This window comes from Rhizobium sp. BR 314 (assembly GCF_047445805.1).
Taxonomy (GTDB): domain Bacteria; phylum Pseudomonadota; class Alphaproteobacteria; order Rhizobiales; family Rhizobiaceae; genus Rhizobium; species Rhizobium lusitanum_B.
The window spans coordinates 20,440-39,160 of sequence record NZ_JARWLA010000032.1; the positions used below are offsets into that span (position 1 = coordinate 20,440).

Sequence of the window (18,721 nt, forward strand, 5' to 3'; positions counted from 1 at the left end):
TTGAGCCGATAGACGAGGAGGTGACTCGGGCACTGGTTGTTGTTCATGATCCAATTACCCTGGCGATCGACATCGGATTTGGCGATGCGCTCGAGCCTGGTGCGGAGATGCTAGATTATCCTCCCATGCTTGGTTTTCCGATGCCCCGGCTCCGAGCCTATGCGCGAGAAACGGTCATCGCCGAGAAGTTCCAGGCGATGATCATGCTGGGGCGTGCAAACAGTCGGACGAAGGACTTCTACGATATCTGGATTCTCAGCAGGTCATTCGATTTCACCGATGACAGATTGGCGCGTGCAATCGCAGCGACGTTCGAGCATCGCGAAACTCGATCCCGACCGAGCTACCGGACGCCCTGACGGACGCCTTTGCCAAGGACGAGCAAAAGCAGCGGCAACGGCACGCTTTCCTTGAAGGCGTTGCACACGATCCTGGCGATCTGACGGACGTCATCGCGGAGATTGCCACGTTCCTGATGCCGCACGCTGTTGCGGCCGCGAGGCTAGGGAAATGAGCGGTTTGGTCGCCACCGTCGGGCTATGGAGCGATGACAAGTCGATTTCGCTGATGAAATATACATCGCTCGGGCACATTCCGAATCCGATTGCACGGCACTTCGAGGCACCCCATCCGGTCCAAAGCCTCACTTTCGGACCACTTGCCCTTGCGGGTGCCGTCGCCAGAACGGCCACAGTTCGTGACGATGCCCCACCCGTCGTATCGGACGCTCTGAAGCGAAGCACTTTGTCGATGCTGGAGGCAACGATCGAGAATGGACTGACATTCGCCTTGTCGCCTAATTTTCAGCACCTGGCCGATGCAGAGCGAACGTTTTTCGCGGCGCGCGTCGGTAGCGGAATCACCGATCTCTATATGAATGTCCTCGGTTACACATGGCGAGCGAATGCGGCTTGTCTGTCCTCCGTGCTCGACCCACATGCCGACTTCCTATACGAAGGCGGCAATGCGAGTGGTCATGGTGTTGTCTTGGCCGAAGCGCATGGCTCGTTCGCCATGAATGCCAGCGCGGCAAGTGTTCACCTCAAGGCGAAGAGCAAGTACCGGCATCGTCATGTCTGGATGGCGCCCATTTGACAATGTGATTTTGGCTGGTGTTTGAGCTTTGCGGTTCGGGTGCAGTCATGTCTCCGGCCTATTTGTGCGGCGCGTGATGACCGCTGGCCCTGATGTTGTCCGCTTGAACCGATCCCTATCAACTTACCGCGCTTTGGGGCGCTATACGATGCCACGGGTTCTTCAGTTCGTGCGGTCCATTCCGCTATGCTGTCACATCATACTATCGTCACTCCGCCAACTGTTTGGCCCCCAGTAGAGCAATGATTGTGGGGGGCTTTCACTTAAGCTGGAACCAGATCGGGGTATCTCGACGAGGCCGTCATTTCGATCCGAGGCGAGAAGCATTCTATTCCACATCCCTCGCCACGACATTTCCGCCAGTCACTATCGCGAACTGCGTGCCGTAGCCATGAGTATGTGGGCTGAAATCGCTCGGATATATTTGAAAAGCCGAGCAGGAGCACCAGCTGTCGCCTGACGGACGCTAAGTTTACGGTACCGTTTAGAGTGATCGTCCGCAATCGGAATCAATGGCTGATTGTGCAGCTGTGATCCTGCACGTCCTCGCCGCCCATCCCCGGCCGGGCGACGTCCGTGAGCACGATAAAGCCCGGGCCATCGGCAAAATCGGCGCCGACAACGACGAGGTTATGGTCACCCATTTCCTTGGCGGGATCCTTCAATGTCTTTGCGAGCGCCAGGAACGGATTGAAATCGCCCAATGTCTCGCCCTTGACCCGCAGCGCCGTGAACTGATGTCCGGCGATGGTATCGGGAAGGGGCGTCCAATCCGTGCCGACACGGTCCGCATCCGCCTTCAAGGCGGCTCGGGCATCGGCGCTGAGGCAGTCGACGTGGATGTGCAGCTGGTTCTGCGAGCGGGCCTGCTGCGCGTTGACGGCAAGGCTCAAGCCATCCCGCGGGACGGCGTGTGGCAGGCGGGCATTGACATTGGCCCGTTCGGTCCACGCATCGGCGAAGAAATTATGTGTCGCGGGATCGAGGAGGGCGGCACTTTCCATGCCGGTGAGTTTGTCGGTAGGGATCAGAAGAACCTGCGCGATGCCTCTCAGGTCCTTGAGGATCGCATAGTGTTCGCCCGTGTTCACTGAGAGGCAGGGCGCGGTCTGGACGACGCATTTGTCATGCACGATCTTCCACAACACATCGGAATCGGCAAAGGCGGGAGCGAAGAGAAGGGGGAGAAAAGAGGCGGCAAGGGCCGTCACGCGGCGGGAGATTGTCATGCACAAAGGTTCCCTTGTTCAAATAGCTTCAAGCTACAGAACGCTGACAAGAGCGCCACGAATGTGCAAATGGTGAATTGAATTCAATCGTTATGTAAGTATCTTTATTCCCAGGTAGCTGCGGTCAGCACACATATACACCTCTGTACGGTGCAGGATTGCCACATTCACTAGCCAAGTGTTACTCGAATATGACACAAGATCCATTTTCAGAGATACACGTGAGGAGAAATTGTGTGCAGTAAATCAAAATATTACTTTAACAGCAAATACCGGTTGCCTGTTGACAGCGAACCAGACAACTCCGTAGTCGGTGTCTGGAAATCCTATTGGTGAACATCAATTGATGGATGATGTAGAACAGATAGGCGATCTTGCTGACAACTACGTTCCATATACCTCACACGACAAGGAAGACGAAACCGGGCAGCTCTTTGAGGTGCGGGGCAAGTTGATGGTGAGGGAACCGACTATGGAATTGATGAAGTCGGTCAGAATCTGAAAAATAGAAGCTTGCGCAGAAACCGCCATAAGTTCCACAAGGCAGACTATCACCTTGGATTGTGCATGTCTGTTTTCATTGGATGAGGCCACTCAAACCGGCAATGCGGCCGAAGGATCATGAGTTCCATACCTTCGAGAGCAAGTTAGCTCAAATGCCATGCCGAGTTTCATTGCAAGGTCGACGATGGGAATGACCTTACCGCGCAGGTTCATAACGCCTAAAACATCAGTTGGCGTGTGCGGAAGCGGGGCGACCGGTGCCCAGCCGCGAATCTCGCGGATGGACCTGGTCGGCACGCAATACTGCTGGTCGTGCAGCATGAAGGCGATGATCTCGATGGATTCGCTGGAGAAGTTAGACTTTATGCTCATCAAAACTCCTCCCATTTGGCTTTTGTCGCCAGCGCTCCGCCTCCCGAGAAGGCTGAGGCGACAAACTGGCCCAGCGCTCGGGCAGGGGATACGGTCGGCCTGCCGTCGGCGCCGGCGGCGCGCGGGCTGGTCGCCGCCTCTATTTTGAAGGTGGCAATCAGCCGGGCTAAATTTGCAGCTTCGTCGGCGAGCCGGTTCGTTGCCGCCGTGGATTCCTCGACCATAGCCGCGTTCTGCTGTGTCACCTGATCCATCTGGTTGACGGCAGTACTCACCTCCGACAATCCAGTCGATTGCTCCCTTGCCGCCGTGGCGATCGAATGTACGTTTTCGTTGACTTTGACGACGTGGCCTTCGATCAAGGTGAGTGCCTGACCCGTCGCGGTCACCAGTTTCACGCCAGAACTGACCTCTTCGCTCGATCGGTTGATCAGCGTCTTGATGTCTTTGGCGGCGGTCGCCGAGCGCTGGGCAAGTTCCCGTACTTCCTGCGCGACAACTGCAAACCCCTTGCCGGCGTCGCCGGCGCGGGCTGCCTCAACGCCGGCATTCAGGGCAAGCAGGTTGGTCTGAAAGGCGATCTCGTCGATGACGTTGATGATCTGTCCGATCTCACTAGAAGCTTGCTCAATGCGCCCCATCGCCGAGACGGCCTGGTTGACCACCGCACTCGATTGCTCGGTGCTTTTGCGTGCCTCGTCGACCATGCGACTGGCCTCGAGTGCCCGTTCCGTTGAGCTCTTCACGGCGGCGGTGATTTCTTCGAGCGCCGAGGAAGTTTCCTCCAGCGAGGCTGCCTGATGTTCTGTGCGTTTGGACAAGTCGCCGGAAGCGATCCGCATCTCACCTGCCCCGCCATTGATCGTATCGATCGCGCCTCGCACTTCGCCTAGTACGGAGCGCAGGTTTTGCATTGTGGCATTGACATTGCGCTGCAACTCGCCGAAGGCGCCCTGGAAATCACCGTGCATGGTCTCTGTCAGATCACCCTCGGCGAGTGCCGCGACGACGCGCCGGGTTTCGGCGACACCGAGATCAACCGAAGCGACGAGTTCATTGACCTGGGTAGCAAACTGAGCGAGGTCGGGGTTGTCGTACTGCTTGCTGATGCGCTGGCTGAAGTTGCCCGCGACTGCCGCCATGACGACGGTGCCAATATTCGTCTGCAGGTCGGCATTCTGCGCCTGCAGCGCTGTCTCGTGGTCATGCGCCATCTGGCGGGCCGCGATCCCGTTCTGCTTGAAAACCTCGACCGCCCGAGCCATTGCGCCAATCTCATTTGCCTTGCTGGTGAAGGGGATGTTCACTGTAAGGTCACCGGCAGCGAGGGTGCGCATGACTTCGGCGGTGCGATTGATGGGGCGAGAAATACCGACAATGGCAAACAGGATGACAAGGAGACCAATGCCCGCCGAAAGCGCCATGATGGAAAATGTCGTGATGTAAGTGCGGTCGAAGTCGACTTTGCTGTTGTCGTAGCTTTTCTTGCCGCCGTTGAGGTTGACGTCGCGGAAGGTATCGACGGCGGTCGTCATCTTGTCGAAGGTCGAACTCATCTCTCCAAACAGCAGGGCGCCCGCTTCCTGCTTGTGGTTCGCCCTGGAGAGGGCCATCATAGTCTGATGCAGTTTCATATACGCGGAAAGTTGAGTTTTAAAGTCAGCGTAGGCCGTCTTCTCAGCATCCTCGGAAATGAGCGGCTCGTATAGCTTCATGTGGTCGTTGAGGCTCTGGATACTGTTGGCCATCAAGGTTTCCGACTCTGCCATTCCGGTGTCTGAAGTACCGCTGACATCGGCAGCTTCCGAAAAGCGCAGGTCAACGATCGCAGAATGGATCCTGTTTGTCGCGTCGACACTGGGAAGCCAGTTGGTCGCGAGTGTCTCGACTTCACTGAAGATACGATTTTGCGAGGAAAGAGCAAACAGGCCCTCTCCGACGAGCATGAGCAGCAACGCAGTGATTGCGCCGATTAGTGACGCTTTTAGGGAAATGGAAAACCGTTGCATTCTAGATTTCCTTGCGGTAGCTCACGGGAAGACTTCATGCCTTCGGTGCAGCGGGAGAGGTGGCTCGATCGACTCATTCGAGCGGGTCAAAGACGAACAGTCGTGACAACAGGCGCTCGGAGTTGGGATTCCCGGCCCTGGTAGTGTTTTTGGCAATCGCCTAGTGAGTTGGTTTTGGATGGTCAGCTAGAACCGACAGTTGCAGCGTGCATGCATTGCTTTTGTCCCCTCAAGTCCGCGAACAACGGACCGATCGTTCACCTACGCGCCAGAGTTGGCGCGGCGGCAGTGGATAGTGTGGGAAGAGATGCCTCTGGAACTATATTTAGGTCTTCCCGGGAGGAAGTGGCGCGGTACGCCCCCGCTACTTCTTTCCTGACCCCTGGCGATCGGGGAGTTAGTAAACCGAGTCTGCTCGGCCCTGAGACCTTTAGCGCGAGAGCGCCTGGACAGTGTTCGCCCGTGTTTACTGAGAGGCAGGGAGCGGTCTGGACGACGCATTTGTCATGCACGATCTTCCACAACACATCGGAATCGGCAAAGGCGGGAGCGAAGAGAAGGGGGAGAAAAGAGGCGGCAAGGGCGGTGACGCGGCGGGAGATTGTCATGCACAAAGGTTCCCTTGTTCAAATAGCTTCAAGCTACAGAACGCTGACAAGAGCGCCACGAATGTGCAAATGGTGAATTGAATTCAATCGTTATATAAGTATCTTTATTCCCAGGTAGCTGCGGTCAGCACACATATACACCTCTTTACGGTGCAGGATTGCCACATTCACCAACCAAGTGTTACCCGAATATGACACAAGATCCATTTTCAGAGATACACGTGCGGAGAAATTGTGTGCAGTAAATCCAAATATCACCATGGAAGCGCCGGAATCAGACAGGGAGGGCGAGGACTAGGAGGAAGCGGCCTGACGGTCGTCGGCCTCCTACATGGACGCGGCGCCATCAAGCGCCCGGTAGAGGGTAGCTGGGTGGACCTTGAGGCCTTGGGCGACAGCGCGCGGCCTCTCTCCGGCCCCAATGAGCTGGCGGGCGAGCGCGATCTGCTCGGCCGACAGGGCAGGGGGCGGCCGAACTGGGCGCTCTTCCCCTTGGCGGCGGCTCGGCCGCTGCTGCTGCGCACATGGATCAAAGATCGCTCAAACTTGGCAATGCCAGCAAATATGGTGAGCACCACGTCGCCGGCGCGGAGTTGGTCGAGCAGCGCGGCGAGCTGGGGCCGATCGCGTTTCGCCCCGGATGGCGCAGTAAACTTAACGTCCGTCAGCTGACAGCTGGTGCTCCTGCTCGGCTTTCCGATTATATCCGAGCGATTTCAGCCCACATGGCCATGGCGACGGCGGGCAGTTCGCGGTGGTGGCTGGCGGACATGTCGTGGCGAGGGATGTGGAATAGGTTGGCAATCGGATCGTGAATGGAGACGGAGCGCTGCAACTGTGTCGCCGTGACTTGAAGCGCTTCATGATCCGCTCTCGCTGTCGCACTGGCTGATGGGAATTCTCCGCCCGGTTGTTGAGGCCCTTGTGGGATCGATGCTCGACGCTCGGCATGATCTTTCGTCTTGCGGCGTCATAGGATCGGAGCGTGTCGGTCACCATCGCGCGTGGCACACGGCCTTGGCCCATTAGCAGCCTTCCTGGATATTGCCGGGTACGGAGCGAATTCGGTGACAAGTTGCCATCTGCAGCTATCCACCATGCTGGCGTAAGGTCTCGCACTTCGGTATGATACGATCCGCGACCGATTATCGGGTGCTTCCATGCGAGTCGTGATCCGTTTGCAGATGCACTCGCCTGAGCCTGGTTCAAGGTCATGAGTCTTAATCGTATTGACCTTCGCTGAGATCAGCAACTCTTGGCCCAATCTGCGCCGGAGTGACTGCAGTCGATCGCCCTGGCGGTATCAGGAGCAAAACCTCGCTAAGTGCAGGACTGTTCTAACCAGTGTGCCGGATTGCGCATGCCGTGAACCACCACCACGATTTCAGCACCATATTCAGCCGGTTCATAAATGGCGACGTAATTTCCCTCGATGAGAATGCGTGCGCTCACGCTTATTTCGGGGCGCGCAACACCCATTTCAGGATGCTCCGCAGCCAGTTCGAACTTTTCAAATAGCCTTTGAATAAGCATGTCGGCTGCTGGTTCATTGCGCTCAGCAATATGGCGCCACATGCCGCGCAGCTGTTCGCTGGCCCGCGGTGAGAGCTTGTACTTAGGCACGCCCGGAACGCCGTTCGGCTTTCAATTCCTTGAGGAAGGCCACCGGATCAACATCCTCCGGTTTCCCGCTCGCCTTGCCTTCGGCATACTCGCGCCGAAGATATTCCAACTCAAGAGCACGAGTTTCCTCGCGCTGCTCCAAGAGACGAAGACTGTCGCGCATGACCTCACTCGCGCTTTGATAGCGTCCGCTTTCGACAAGCTCGCGGACGAACCCTTCATAGTGTTCGCCGATATTGTAACTGGATGGCATAGGCCCACCTTTCAACTGTGGTCGCATGTTATCAGTTTTTGATAATTGCGCCAAGTCGATCCGATAACCTATGGTGAGCGCCAATCTCGATGTCGCATTCATCAGCGCTGGCGCACTGCTGCGCTTCCATTCTTAAGCGGCCCTCGCAGCGAGCATCTCGTTGATAAACTCTTCGTTTCGCGCTTCAATTAGATAGCCTGGATATTGTGGGTCAACGTGCAATGAAAAAAAGCGCGTTAAATCATGCTGCGATCCAATACTCATCCAGCGCTTCTTCTCCAACCTTAAGCGCTTTCACCGCGTTGCCACGCGCTACCCAAGCAGGTCGAGAACTTTCTAGCGTTGGTTCAATTCGCCTTATTGCGACTGTGGCTCCGTGCTTATGAGCCTACGGACTAGATCGAGCTGGCGGTGGCTATAAGGTCTCGGATACGCGTTTCACATCCTGACACCCCGATGGATCAGCGAAGATTTTCTTCGATGGTCTTGTAGCAGGTATCGTTATCTCCGATATCGGCCTTCGCAAGGGTTCTGTCGCAAAACGGTATCGAGGTCACGGATTTGGAGCATGCACTGGGGCTCAGGCGGCAATAAGTTCGAATTGCCCGGCGATTGACGGGCGTGGATTGTCGGCGAACTTCGCCTGCCGTTTGCGCATCATGTGGACCATCTCGATACCGGAGAGAATGACTTCAGCGCTTGCCGTCGATTTAAAGCCGAGCATGGCTCGGATGCAGCGCTTGATGCGCCGATGGTCCTGCTCGATCCGGTTGTTGAGACATTTGCTCCAGCGGATGCGGATCGGGTTCAGTGAACTCCGCGATCGGTCACGCAGGCGGTCTTCGGCATCGCGGGAAATGACCGCCTGGCGATTGGTCTGGCTGCCGTCGATGACGATGCAATTCGGCCGGCCATGACGATCCGACGCCCTGTGAAGGAAGGGCTTGGCCGCCGGCAGGTCACGGCTTTCGCTGAAGAGAAACTCGACTTTGTCGCCGAGGCTGTCGATAGCGCGGTAGAGATACATCCGTTCGCCGCGGACCTTGATGTATGTCTCGTCCATATGCCACTTGCCAGTAACGCACCGCTTATGACGGTTAAAGCGCTCCAGCAACTGGGGGAAGAAGTGGACGACCCATCGATGGATGGTGGAGTGATCGACACTCAGGCCACGTTCGGCCATCATCTCTTCCAGGTCCGGCAGACTTAAATTGTAAGCCAGATACCAACGTACGCACAGCAGGATCACCGGTCGATCGAAATGGCGGCCGTTGAATATTACAAACTCCCCTGAAAACCAGAGGCTCAATGCCGGAGATACCTTGCCATTCCGTTTTGCGACAGAACCCACAAGAGGCGCCGCATTACGAAGATGATTCAGGAGCTTCCAGCCGACACACTGGACACGATCGCGGCAATCCTGGATTCGATCTTTGCGCTGCGCGCGGAACCACGCTCGTAGCGGTGCCGCTGCTCCGCTCAACAGAGTGGACCGTCGGTGAGGCAAAGCCGCAACTGACGAGGCCGCTGCGCGAACCCACCGCAAATACGCTTGGACATGTCGGGCCTAGCAGTCGTGGATTGATGTTGCGGCTGGTTCGCGGCGGCAATTGAATTGGCAGCTTATCGGGCGTCATGGATTTTCGCGCCGTTCGGCAAGTGCCTGACTGATTGCCTCTCCCAGTCCCTCCACTTCTTCGACACTGTGGCCGGCGGTAGGGCAGACCCGTAGGCCAGCCATACCCTTCGCGACTGTGGGGAAGAAGATGGCGGAGGTATAGAAGCCCTTATCAAGTAGGCGTCGCGCTGCAGCGATGGACGATGTTTCATCTCCAAACTCTACGGTGCGGATCGGCAGCTTCGAATGTGCCTGCTTGCTGGCAACGATCTTGTCGAAAGCAGCGATCCGATCGGCAAGCGCATCCTGCCGCAGCTTGAGTTCTTTGGTACGATGCAGTGCCTGAGATGCCATAGCCGCTCCGATAGCGGCAAGATTGAGCGATGCGGAGAAAGCGTAGGCGATTGAAAAGCGCCGGAAAAGCTCTTCCTGTCGCCGGGTGCCAAGCATCAATAATCCGCCTGATGCCCCAAAGCCCTTCCCAAGCGATGCGGCAATAATGGTGCGTTCGCCCAGGTCTTGCCCGATCTGGGATCGTGCAAAGCCTTCCCCTGACTTACCAAACAGCGAGATGCCGTGGGCGTCGTCAATATAGAGAAACAAGCCGTATCGGTTCTGCAGCACAAGAAGATCCGCGATCGGAGCGCTACCGCCCATGGAGTAGACGCCGTCACAGACATAGGCAACGCGCTGGTTGCGCCGGCAGATGTCCTCGAGTGCGTTCAGATCGTTATGCGCTATTGTTTCGACTCGAGTTTCATTAGCGACGACGGGTTTATGAAAGGCAAGCGTGGCATGCGCTAGCCGATCGAAAACGACCACCGGTCGTTTGTTATCCGTTAGATGTCCGGAAGCAAGGATTGGCAAGGCTCCCATATTTGCGGCTAAGACAGTGGTATAGGTTATTATTCTTGCGCTGAAGAGGTCAGACAGAGCCTCCTCCAGTTCGCCAAGTAGATTGAAGTTGAGCCTGGTTCTCGCACAGGACCAATGGAGTGCTTTGTGTCGCCGAACGGCATCTGTTGCGCCCTTCAGGATAGATGGATGGTTATCGAGGCCGAGATAGGAACAGCGGACGAAATCGACCACCTGCTCGCCTCGGAGTGTTGGAGCCAGCAGAACGGAGCGATCTCGGCATGGCTCTACGTAGAGCGCCATGATGTCCTGCTGTTCAGCTGCGGCAAGATTTTCGTCTGCCGAATTGATGACGCTATGTGTGTTGCGGTAGGATCGCGGCACAGCCGTAGCCGTTGGCGCATGATGTTCATCGCTCATAGGAATATCCAGACTGTTCATGATGAAGCAACCGCGAGCAGAAAGTGAATTTCTGCTGAGGTGCATCGCATCCAACTGATGACACGACACCATTTTATTGCCTCGGAAGAAGGCAGAGAACAACGATCGTTCCGCGAATATTGTTTAAAGATGTTGTGAAGCCAATGACTATCTAGATAGATGCGTTCATGACGGGAAAGGCGCAACATGACATCGATATTGGATTGAGTTTCTGCCTTGATCCCCATGGCTAAAGCTCAACCGGCCTTTGGCGGTCATCCAGCGCATAACCGGTGGCGCGAACCGTACGAATAATGTCCCGGCCCAATGCACCTCTCAACGACCGCCGCAGACGCCCGACATGAACGTCGACGGTTCTGGGCTCGACGAACGTGCCGGGAGGCCAGATAGCTTCGATCAAATCGTCGCGGGTAAAGACATGTCCCGGCTTTTGCAGAAAATGATGAAGAAGGCGAAACTCGATCGGGCTGAGCTGCACTTCCATGCCTTTGAATTCAACGCGCATGCTGTCGAGCTGCATGGCGATCTCTGCATAAACCAGCGTATTGTTGAGATTTCTTTCGTTCTCTGATTTTGAATTGCCACTCGATAAGCCTGTCAGATACGATAGAAATCGCTCCGGATTGAACGGGCGCATGAAAATTTCGCTCACCCCCGCCTTAAGCGCTTCCAGATAACATGGCTGGTTCCCGGCGCTGACGAATACGGCGATCGGTAGGGCTTTTTCAGAAAGCGTCGCCGCCAAGAGATCGACAAAGTCTCCGATGGGGAAACTGTCAGTGTGGTAATCTATCATCACGGCAACAACGCGGTTATCGGATCTCATCACTGCCAGCGTTTCCTCCGCTCCTTCCGTAAGTGCTGCCTCGAAGCCGCCCATGTTGAGAATTTGGGCTAGCAGGAGATAGAATTCATAATCAGGCGAGCAAATGATGATGAGTGGCTTCATCGATGGTGGCCTTTCAACCGGTAGGCGCTAAAGATTGGCGAGGCGGACGTTCGGAATCGACATCATTCAGCGCCATTTTGTTGCAACAAAACATTCGCAGTGTATGTATATGGTGAAATATCATCCTCTGAAACATTGTATTGTTTCATTCAGTAATGTAAGGTGTGAGGAAATAATGACTAGAATGCCGATTGTCCACATAATTTGTTGCATCAAAATAGGAGTTCGTTGGCAAATCCCGGTCGGGGCGCGTGCTATGTCCAATTGAGGTCAGAAGTTGGTGGCGCTCTGCGGTGAAATAGGAAATGGCCAGGGATCACACGGCGCATGCGACATACGCAGTCGTGACTCATTCGTGAGAATAAAGTCCGGCCAATTTATCATCCCGTGCCGGACACTCACGGGATAGTTTCCTATGACTTTTATGAATCTACCGAAACACCGTCAGATACCATTTTTGGGTGATGACGCCTCAATCTGGTCTGGTATCGATCCAGAAGCGGCGGCGCTGGCCGCGAAAGTAGCCTATGGCCCCGAAGCTACGCTTGCCGTCGCGTTGTGCGCGGTGTGCGCCAAGATCGACGGGCGGTTTGCCGACGGCCACTATTGGTTCGAGGTCTTTTGCTTGCTGCGTACTGGGGAAATATCGGCAATTGGCAATTCGGGTGAAGCAAACTCAGCAGATACGGATGGAATATTGCAATAGAGTTCCTGTGCCGGCCGTGGTTTAAAAAAAGCGGCGCATCGCTGCGATTTCGGGGGGATCGAGTGCCCGGGTAGTCGATAAAGCGGTAGTCGGTGAGGTTGGATGAAGATCTGGTGCGGGCCCTCGGTCGCCTTATCGGCTACCTGTGACGCTCAAAGTTTCTTTCGCAACTTTTCGAGATGCTCTTCGCAGATCGTCTTCACCAACTGCTGTAGTGCGTCCGTGCGCTCGCCAAGCCAGGCGAGCGCTTCCTCCGTAATCTTGAAATGCTCGGAATAGCGCGCTTTGACATAGGCTTGATTGATAGTGTTGAACCAGGCGGTATAGCGTTGCCGGTCATGCGGCCAGATCCCTGCGAGCCGCTGGTCACGACCCTCGGCAAGCGTCCTCAGATGGTTGAGGTTGTGCGAGGCGGGGCTGTAGCTGGTCAACGTCAGCAACAAGGCCGAATAACTGTGTTCTATAGTTTGATGAAGTAGAAAGGCGCTCTCGTTCAGCATGTTAGCGCCGAGAGCCAGTCTTGACAGATGAAGAAAGTTGGCAGCACTCGGTGCTCTGCTCTCAAAGTGCCCTTGCGCGGCGCGATATTCCTGGGCTGGCGTCAGCGGCTTCGGTTCGGCAAGCTCCTCATCGTCCAGTTCGTAAAGAACGATGCCGTCTTGACGAATCTCGCAGAAGAAATAGTTGCCGAGCTTCAGTGCCGTGTTGACTTCGCGCAGAGAATGCACGGCCAGGCTGACGGGTGGTTTGATGATACGAGGAAAGCGGTCGGCGGCCTTGCGCCAGTACAGGCCGAAGTCAGTGAGCTTACGGTTGTTGACGATCACTAGCAGATCATAGTCGGATTTGTAGCCCTTGCTGGTATGGTCCTCATCCACCCAGTCGCCGCGCCCATAGGAGCCGTAGAGAATTATCTTGAGGATGCGGCCTTTCTTCTTGAAGTCAGATGTGCCTTCCTTCAGGGCATCCTCGAACTCTTCATGTATGATCTCGACAATTTGCGCCAGGTCACGCCGCTTGCGTTCCGGTAGATGATCGAGACTAAACTTCATGGCGAGCGGAATCCTTTCTGATGATTCCAGATCTATGCATGAATCGGCAGCAATACCAGACGAATGTTGGAGCTACGCCCAGTGAATGCAACAAGCAAACATTCGTCCGATGATCGATCCATATTCAACACGCCGACTGCGCTGTCGTCGATCTCATGCGACGGTTTGGCTTTCGCGCGGGCAAAGGCTCATTCTTGAACAAGTCGTATCGCAACGTATTGTATCTGGCAATACAACACGATATCCTGTCGTCACGGAGATGAACCATGGCCCAAACTGTCCGGCGCAAAGAGTATCCCATTGCCATGCGGCTGCCAGAGGCGGACGTCGCAATGATCGATCGTGCCGCCGCCCTGTGCGGCCGCTCGCGAACAGACTTCGTGCGCGAGGCCGCAGTCCGCGCGGCTGAAGATGTGTTGATGGAAAATCGGCCAATCCGCATGAGTCCTGAAGGCTTTGCCGCCTTCATGGACGTTCTCGGTGGCCCGGCTGCCCCGGTTTCCGAAATGGTGCAACTTGCAATGCGGCCTGCGCCCTGGGAGGTCGGCTACGAGCCGAAACGATAGCGTGGCTTTGTCCGCGGTCGAACCGCTGAACGCTGGCCATGACGTTTCCGAGTTTTCCTGCGGCAAGCCAACGCTAGACCATTGGTTGAAAACACGAGCCCTGTCCAGTCAACGAAAAGGTTCCGCAGCGGTTCTCGTTATCCATGAGGCTGGTCGCGTTGTCGGTTATTACGGTCTGGCGCCAACGGTCGCGGTCGCGACCGTTCTCCCTCGCGACACACCCTCTGGCCGACTACCCGACCCCGTCGCTTGCCTTCTTCTCGGGCAACTTGCCACAGACAGAGCTCGGGCAGGCCAGGGGCTAGGAACGGCTATGATTAGGCACGCGCTCCTGCGCTGCGTTCAAGTCGCCAAGCTGTTTGGCGGACAGGCGCTCATGGTCAACGCCATTGATGAAGAGGCCGCCCGGTTCTGGCAGCGCCGGGGCTTCAAGCCCTCAATGGATGATTCGCTCGTGCTCTTCAGTTCGATTGCATGCATTGCCGCATCGCTGACGCAGGTCAGCTAAACAACCGCCGGAGCACGCCCGGTCATGCGCCTAAGATCACAGGCATATGGTGTGCTTGCGATCCGGACGCCGTTATACCAAAGCGTCCGGATCGATGGGCTCAGCAATCCCCTAAACGGTCTTCGAGGGGAATCGGCAGGCGCACTAAACACTCACGGGAGATCGTGTCCGCCGAATCTCGTTTCCTTGTCCCCTTAGCGGATCCAATTGTTCCATCGCTCCAACAACTCAGCGGCATGATCATTGATCCACGCCGCATCCGGGACAATGATACTGTCACGAACGTCCTCCGCGCTTGGCATCTGATCACGAATAGCCTGCGGCATCAGTGCTACTGCGGAATTGCTCGGTGGTGAACAGAGCAATTCCTCGCAAACCTTGGCCTGGACATCGGGCGATTCCAGCCAGAACGCGATAAGCTTCAGAGCGTTGTCTCGATGGGGCGCTCCTTTGATCACCGTGAGGCGATCGCCGACCAAAAATGCCGCTTTGTTCGACCAAGCGATCGAACGTCCCTCGGCCTTGAGTGCGCTTGCCCTTGTCAGCCAGATCTGCCCGATGCTGTAATCTTTCTCGCGGAAGCCCTGCACGCTCTGATCTCCGGTCTTCCACCAAAGCGAGATGGACGGCCGCAGGACATCAAGCTTCTTGAGAGCGCGATCGACGTTGAGCGGAAAGAGCGCTTCGCGCTTGACCCCATCCGCCAGCAGCGCTGCCGCCATGACCCGCCACGGATCATCGAAATTCGGGAATGAACGTCCACCGGGGAATTTTGCGGTATCCCACATGTCCGCCCAGCTGACGGGCGGGCCGCCTTTGAATGCTTGCGGATCATAGGCCATTAATGTCGCGGTGGAAAATAACCGCACGCCCGCCGGAATACAGGCGTCAGGGACGAGATCGGCTCGGCCTTTGAATTGTGCGCAAAAGCGGTCCAGCGGCTCGGAAACCGCCAGATGCTCCTTCGAGCTGACCTGGATTTCGCCATCGGGATAAACGTCCCAAGTCACGTTGCCGGTCTTCACCATCGCCGCCGCTTTGGCGCGCATCTCCGCGTTGGTTGCTGCCACGGAAACGACTTGAATACCAGTCTTGGCGGTGAAGGGATCAAACCACCATTTCCGGAGTGCCGCATCGTAGGCCCCGCCCGTTGTGGCAATCACGACCGTTTCAGTCGCAAGCGCCTGACCAGGCGTTGCTCCAGCAAGAATTGCCGCGCACAGCATAGCGATGCCGCTCAGCCGGGTGGCTGTCTTCATTATCATCGATGTTTCCTTCCCTATGGTTATGGATATTCCGCCTCTGGCGGGCATTTCTGTTACTAGTGCTGCTCCCGACGACTGTTCAGGACGTGAATGAGAGTCATCAAAATCAGCGAAACACAGACAATGATGACTGAGACTGCGGCAATCACAGGCGTCAGGTTGAAATCGATGTCCTCGAACATTTTTCGGCCGATCGTTTTGCCGCCGGTGTCGGAGATGAAGAAGGCAACCGTTGCTTCGTCGAATGAGGTCAGGAACGCAAAGACCGCGGCGGTTGCAGCAGAAGGTGCGAGAATTGGCAGCGTCACCAGGAGGAATGCGTGGGGCCGGCTGGCACCGCAACTCATGGCCGCTTGTTCGAGTAAGGGATCTATTCTTTCCAGCGCCGCCGAGACGATGAGCACGACGAAGGGCACGGCCAGCACCGAATGCGCGGCGACGAAGCCTTTCAGACTCCCTGTCAGTTGCAAAGGTGAAAAGACCAGGTAGAGCGCCACACCGAAGACGATTGCCGGTACGATCATGGGGCCAAGGCAGAGGGCTTGCAGCAGCGCTTTACATGGCAGCTTGCCACGCACGAAAGCAACCGCTGCCATCGTTCCGATCGTTGTCGCCATGACGGTTGTTGCTGCGGCGACCTCAAGGCTGAAGATGGTCGAGCTCCGCCAGTCGAGATCGGACAAGTATGCCCTGAACCAGTGCAGCGTCAGTCCTTGCGGTGGGAACGTGATATAGGAGGTATTGTTGAGTGCCAGCGGTATCACCAGCAGGGTCGGGAGCACCAGAAAGAACAGCACCGCTGCAAGCATCAGCTTTGCTGCGTACCGTGCGATCTGCGGCCAAGCGGTGCTATGATGACGAGGCTGCGACGAATGGATTGCGAGTCGATTCCTCAAGGAATGTGTTTCAATAGACACTGTTCAAGCCTTTGCTGAAGGAAAGGGCGCGACGGAAGATAAGCACCAATAGTAGCGTCGCTGTGAGCAGAACGACCGACAGGGCTGCGGCAAAGGGCCAGTCCAGAAGTACGATCGTCTGTTGCCCGATGAGGGTCGCCATCATCAAGGCACTTGGTCCTCCGACCAGTGCGGGAGTGATATAAAATCCAATTGCAAGAATGAAGCAGATCACACAGCCTGCGAAGACGCCCGGTAGGCTGAGTGGGAAGGTTACCCGCCAAAAAGTAGCTATTGGGCCAGCCCCGAGATTGCGGGCCGCTTGCTCATAGGTGCCAGGGACCGAACGCAATGCCGAATGAATCGGGAGGATCATGAATGGCATCAGGACATGCGTCATTGCAAGAACGACGGCGCCTTCGGTATAGAGCATCTTAAGTGGCGTCGAAATAAGGCCGAGTTCCATGAGGCTATTGTTGATGATACCGTTGCGACCGAGTAGCACGATCCAGACATAGGAGCGGACAAGGATGGAGGTCCATAGTGGAACGAACATGCATGCCATTCCAAGTTTTGCCGACCAGCCTCGCATATGCGCGATCATGTAGGCCGTCGGATATCCGATCAAAAAGCAGGCAATGGTCACAATGGCTGCAGTACGGAACGTTCGAAGCAGAACCTCCACATAGAGTGGGTTCTCAAAAACGCGCAGGTAGGTACTGAACGGGGCGTCGCCGGGCATGCTGATGTCGATCAGTCTGAGCATTGGAAAGACGAAACCTGCGGCGAGCAGTACGAGGAGCGGCAGGATCAGCGAGACGGTCAGCAGCGGTGAATAATATCGGCTCGAACTGGCGAGGAGCCAACGAAAAGACGAGCGCGCCGACTGCGTGATGACGGATGAAGCCACGGATCAGGCCTCCGTCTTTGAAAACAGCCGCAAAGCGCTCGCTTCGGGAAGGATGTCGACCAGGTCACCTTGACGAAGGAGGGATGATCCGTGCCCGACGGGCATCTGGATTTGAAGCAGCCTGCCATCGGAGTTTGGCGTTCTGACGAAAAAGAGGAAAAACGAGCCGGCGAATACGATAGCATCTATTGTGCCCGTCAAGATGGCGCCACGGTCGCGACCATGAGGCGCAAGTGACAGCCGTTCTGGGCGGGCTGCGATGCTAACGGCTTGCAGTGCGGCGAAGAGGCTTGCTTCGTCGCTGGCCGCCTCCATGGTGATGACATTGCCACCCCTCGGTCGCACCATGTGGCCCCCGTTACTGTGGCCCAGATATTCGGCGTCGATGAAATTCATGCGGCCAATGAAATCTCCAACAAACGCTGAGGCAGGCGAACGATAGAGTTCGAGTGGCGATCCTACTTGCGCCAAACGACCTTCCGCCACAACGGCAACGCGATCGGACATCGTCAGTGCTTCCTCCTGATCATGTGTCACGTAAACGACAGTCGCTCCCAAGCGCTGCTGCAGGCCCTTGACTTCCATCTGCAGCGCTTCGCGCAGTTTTTTGTCGAGCGCACCAAGTGGTTCGTCCATCAGGAGAACGGGCGGTTCGAAGACGATGGCGCGAGCGACCGCGACGCGTTGCTGCTGGCCGCCAGAGAGCTGATGAGGATATCGATCTCCATAGCCATCGAGGTGCACCTGCGCCAACGCCGCGTCTACTTTGCGGCGAATGAAGTCTTTGCTCATTCGCCGCATGCGCAGCGGAAATCCAATGTTGGCAGCCACGGTCAGGTGGGGGAAGAGTGCATAGCGCTGGAACACCATGCCTATGTTGCGTCTGTTTGGTGCGAGATAGGTAATATCACGCCGGCCAATCATGATGTGGCCGCTATTCGGTGTTTCGAAGCCGGCAATCATCGTGAGCAAGGTTGTTTTGCCGGAACCGGACGGGCCGAGGATGGACAGAAATTCACCTGCCCGTATGGCCAGCGAAATGCCGTTCACCGCGAAAGATGCGTCGTACCGCTTTTCAAGCCCCTGCAGCGTAAGTGCTTCGCCAATCAAAGTTCCTCTCCCTTTTTCATTTGAAATATGCTCGCAAGCGTCGATTCCGATAGCGGCGCAACCGTATTCACCGATCGCCTTGTCCACGGTCCGGTTCCCGTATCGAAGTTTGGGAAGACGGGGATTTGTAGAAATGCTATGACGTTTGATGT

16 protein-coding genes and 4 pseudogenes are annotated in these 18,721 nt (G+C 56.2%); 6 read left to right on the forward strand and 14 right to left on the reverse strand.

Annotated features, from left to right (window positions below; genetic code table 11):
* Window positions 1–53: 53 nt before the first annotated feature.
* Together QD461_RS28305 and QD461_RS28310 are read left to right on the forward strand one after the other, a co-directional pair.
* A pseudogene (locus QD461_RS28305) lies at window positions 54–514 on the forward strand (nucleotidyl transferase AbiEii/AbiGii toxin family protein); the annotation flags it as partial.
* Window positions 511–1,095 (forward strand): hypothetical protein, encoded by a 585-nt coding sequence (locus QD461_RS28310; protein ID WP_414090565.1) that lies wholly within the window; start codon window positions 511–513, stop codon window positions 1,093–1,095. The pseudogene QD461_RS28305 and the gene QD461_RS28310, both read left to right, overlap by 4 nt.
* A gap of 509 nt (window positions 1,096–1,604) precedes the next feature.
* Here the strand turns inward: QD461_RS28310 and QD461_RS28315 are convergent.
* The 6 genes and pseudogenes from QD461_RS28315 to QD461_RS28340 all read right to left on the reverse strand — a co-directional run bounded on the left by QD461_RS28315 (window position 1,605) and on the right by QD461_RS28340 (window position 7,693).
* Complete coding sequence (locus tag QD461_RS28315; RefSeq protein WP_414090566.1) at window positions 1,605–2,324, reverse strand: CDP-diacylglycerol diphosphatase; 720 nt, start codon at window positions 2,322–2,324, stop codon at window positions 1,605–1,607.
* 660 nt (window positions 2,325–2,984) lie between these two features.
* A pseudogene (locus tag QD461_RS28320) lies at window positions 2,985–3,200 on the reverse strand (chemotaxis protein CheW); the annotation flags it as partial.
* The gene (locus QD461_RS28325; protein WP_414090567.1) at window positions 3,200–5,209 is read right to left on the reverse strand and encodes a methyl-accepting chemotaxis protein; all 2,010 of its coding nucleotides are present in this window, start codon (window positions 5,207–5,209) and stop codon (window positions 3,200–3,202) included. The gene QD461_RS28325 and the pseudogene QD461_RS28320, both read right to left, overlap by 1 nt.
* A gap of 1,308 nt (window positions 5,210–6,517) precedes the next feature.
* Window positions 6,518–6,849 (reverse strand): annotated as a pseudogene (locus tag QD461_RS28330) (DDE-type integrase/transposase/recombinase); the annotation flags it as partial.
* A gap of 288 nt (window positions 6,850–7,137) precedes the next feature.
* Window positions 7,138–7,440 carry a type II toxin-antitoxin system RelE/ParE family toxin gene (locus QD461_RS28335; RefSeq protein WP_414090568.1) on the reverse strand — a complete coding sequence of 101 codons (303 nt, stop codon included), beginning with the start codon at window positions 7,438–7,440 and terminating at the stop codon, window positions 7,138–7,140.
* Window positions 7,433–7,693 carry a type II toxin-antitoxin system ParD family antitoxin gene (locus QD461_RS28340; RefSeq protein ID WP_414090618.1) on the reverse strand — a complete coding sequence of 87 codons (261 nt, stop codon included), beginning with the start codon at window positions 7,691–7,693 and terminating at the stop codon, window positions 7,433–7,435. The genes QD461_RS28335 and QD461_RS28340 overlap by 8 nt, the downstream gene beginning before the upstream one ends.
* A 259-nt stretch (window positions 7,694–7,952) precedes the next feature.
* Here QD461_RS28340 and QD461_RS28345 point away from each other — a divergent pair.
* Window positions 7,953–8,092 (forward strand): annotated as a pseudogene (locus QD461_RS28345) (IS5/IS1182 family transposase); the annotation flags it as partial.
* A gap of 181 nt (window positions 8,093–8,273) precedes the next feature.
* Here the strand turns inward: QD461_RS28345 and QD461_RS28350 are convergent.
* The 3 genes from QD461_RS28350 to QD461_RS28360 form a co-directional block, all read right to left on the reverse strand.
* Window positions 8,274–8,972 carry an IS6 family transposase gene (locus tag QD461_RS28350; protein WP_414090619.1) on the reverse strand — a complete coding sequence of 233 codons (699 nt, stop codon included), beginning with the start codon at window positions 8,970–8,972 and terminating at the stop codon, window positions 8,274–8,276.
* Window positions 8,973–9,326: 354 nt separating this feature from the next.
* A complete protein-coding gene (locus tag QD461_RS28355; RefSeq protein WP_414090569.1) occupies window positions 9,327–10,586 on the reverse strand; it encodes an aminotransferase class I/II-fold pyridoxal phosphate-dependent enzyme in 1,260 nt (419 codons plus the stop codon).
* 250 nt (window positions 10,587–10,836) lie between these two features.
* Entirely contained in the window at window positions 10,837–11,556 is a 720-nt protein-coding gene (locus QD461_RS28360; RefSeq protein ID WP_414090570.1) for a winged helix-turn-helix transcriptional regulator, read from the reverse strand.
* 415 nt (window positions 11,557–11,971) lie between these two features.
* Between QD461_RS28360 and QD461_RS28365 the strand changes: the two genes are divergently transcribed.
* Window positions 11,972–12,262: a hypothetical protein gene (locus tag QD461_RS28365; RefSeq protein WP_414090571.1), complete on the forward strand. Its 291-nt coding sequence runs from the start codon at window positions 11,972–11,974 to the stop codon at window positions 12,260–12,262.
* Window positions 12,263–12,414: 152 nt separating this feature from the next.
* Here the strand turns inward: QD461_RS28365 and QD461_RS28370 are convergent, their stop codons facing one another.
* Window positions 12,415–13,314, reverse strand: coding sequence for a nucleotidyltransferase and HEPN domain-containing protein (locus QD461_RS28370; protein ID WP_414090572.1), 900 nt, complete (start codon window positions 13,312–13,314; stop codon window positions 12,415–12,417).
* A 266-nt stretch (window positions 13,315–13,580) separates the two neighbouring features.
* On the opposite strand from QD461_RS28370, the gene QD461_RS28375 reads away from it, so the two are divergent.
* Both QD461_RS28375 and QD461_RS28380 read left to right on the forward strand, forming a co-directional pair.
* Window positions 13,581–13,880, forward strand: coding sequence for a DUF1778 domain-containing protein (locus QD461_RS28375; protein WP_414090573.1), 300 nt, complete (start codon window positions 13,581–13,583; stop codon window positions 13,878–13,880).
* Between the two features lies 1 nt (window position 13,881).
* Window positions 13,882–14,388 carry a GNAT family N-acetyltransferase gene (locus QD461_RS28380; RefSeq protein WP_414090574.1) on the forward strand — a complete coding sequence of 169 codons (507 nt, stop codon included), beginning with the start codon at window positions 13,882–13,884 and terminating at the stop codon, window positions 14,386–14,388.
* 194 nt (window positions 14,389–14,582) lie between these two features.
* Here the strand turns inward: QD461_RS28380 and QD461_RS28385 are convergent, their stop codons facing one another.
* From QD461_RS28385 to QD461_RS28400, 4 genes are all read right to left on the reverse strand, one after another.
* On the reverse strand, window positions 14,583–15,653 hold the full coding sequence (locus tag QD461_RS28385) for an extracellular solute-binding protein (RefSeq protein ID WP_414090575.1): 1,071 nt from the start codon (window positions 15,651–15,653) through the stop codon (window positions 14,583–14,585).
* 56 nt (window positions 15,654–15,709) lie between these two features.
* On the reverse strand, window positions 15,710–16,462 hold the full coding sequence (locus QD461_RS28390) for an ABC transporter permease (RefSeq protein ID WP_414090576.1): 753 nt from the start codon (window positions 16,460–16,462) through the stop codon (window positions 15,710–15,712).
* 97 nt (window positions 16,463–16,559) lie between these two features.
* Window positions 16,560–17,459, reverse strand: coding sequence for an ABC transporter permease (locus QD461_RS28395; RefSeq protein ID WP_414090577.1), 900 nt, complete (start codon window positions 17,457–17,459; stop codon window positions 16,560–16,562).
* 3 nt (window positions 17,460–17,462) lie between these two features.
* On the reverse strand, window positions 17,463–18,569 hold the full coding sequence (locus QD461_RS28400) for an ABC transporter ATP-binding protein (RefSeq protein WP_414090578.1): 1,107 nt from the start codon (window positions 18,567–18,569) through the stop codon (window positions 17,463–17,465).
* Between the last annotated feature and the right edge of the window lie 152 nt (window positions 18,570–18,721).

Excerpts from the sequence above, each read along its gene's own strand:
- QD461_RS28365 (WP_414090571.1), top strand. The coding sequence starts at position 11,972 with ATGACTTTTATGAATCTACCGAAACACCGTCAGATACCATTTTTGGGT.
- QD461_RS28375 (WP_414090573.1), top strand. The coding sequence starts at position 13,581 with ATGGCCCAAACTGTCCGGCGCAAAGAGTATCCCATTGCCATGCGGCTG.
- QD461_RS28390 (WP_414090576.1), bottom strand. The coding sequence starts at position 16,462 with ATGCTTGCAGCGGTGCTGTTCTTTCTGGTGCTCCCGACCCTGCTGGTG.
- QD461_RS28360 (WP_414090570.1), bottom strand. The coding sequence starts at position 11,556 with ATGAAGCCACTCATCATCATTTGCTCGCCTGATTATGAATTCTATCTC.
- QD461_RS28315 (WP_414090566.1), bottom strand. The coding sequence starts at position 2,324 with ATGACAATCTCCCGCCGCGTGACGGCCCTTGCCGCCTCTTTTCTCCCC.
- QD461_RS28325 (WP_414090567.1), bottom strand. The coding sequence starts at position 5,209 with ATGCAACGGTTTTCCATTTCCCTAAAAGCGTCACTAATCGGCGCAATC.
- QD461_RS28355 (WP_414090569.1), bottom strand. The coding sequence starts at position 10,586 with ATGAGCGATGAACATCATGCGCCAACGGCTACGGCTGTGCCGCGATCC.
- QD461_RS28370 (WP_414090572.1), bottom strand. The coding sequence starts at position 13,314 with ATGAAGTTTAGTCTCGATCATCTACCGGAACGCAAGCGGCGTGACCTG.
- QD461_RS28340 (WP_414090618.1), bottom strand. The coding sequence starts at position 7,693 with ATGCCATCCAGTTACAATATCGGCGAACACTATGAAGGGTTCGTCCGC.
- QD461_RS28385 (WP_414090575.1), bottom strand. The coding sequence starts at position 15,653 with ATGATAATGAAGACAGCCACCCGGCTGAGCGGCATCGCTATGCTGTGC.
- QD461_RS28310 (WP_414090565.1), top strand. The coding sequence starts at position 511 with ATGAGCGGTTTGGTCGCCACCGTCGGGCTATGGAGCGATGACAAGTCG.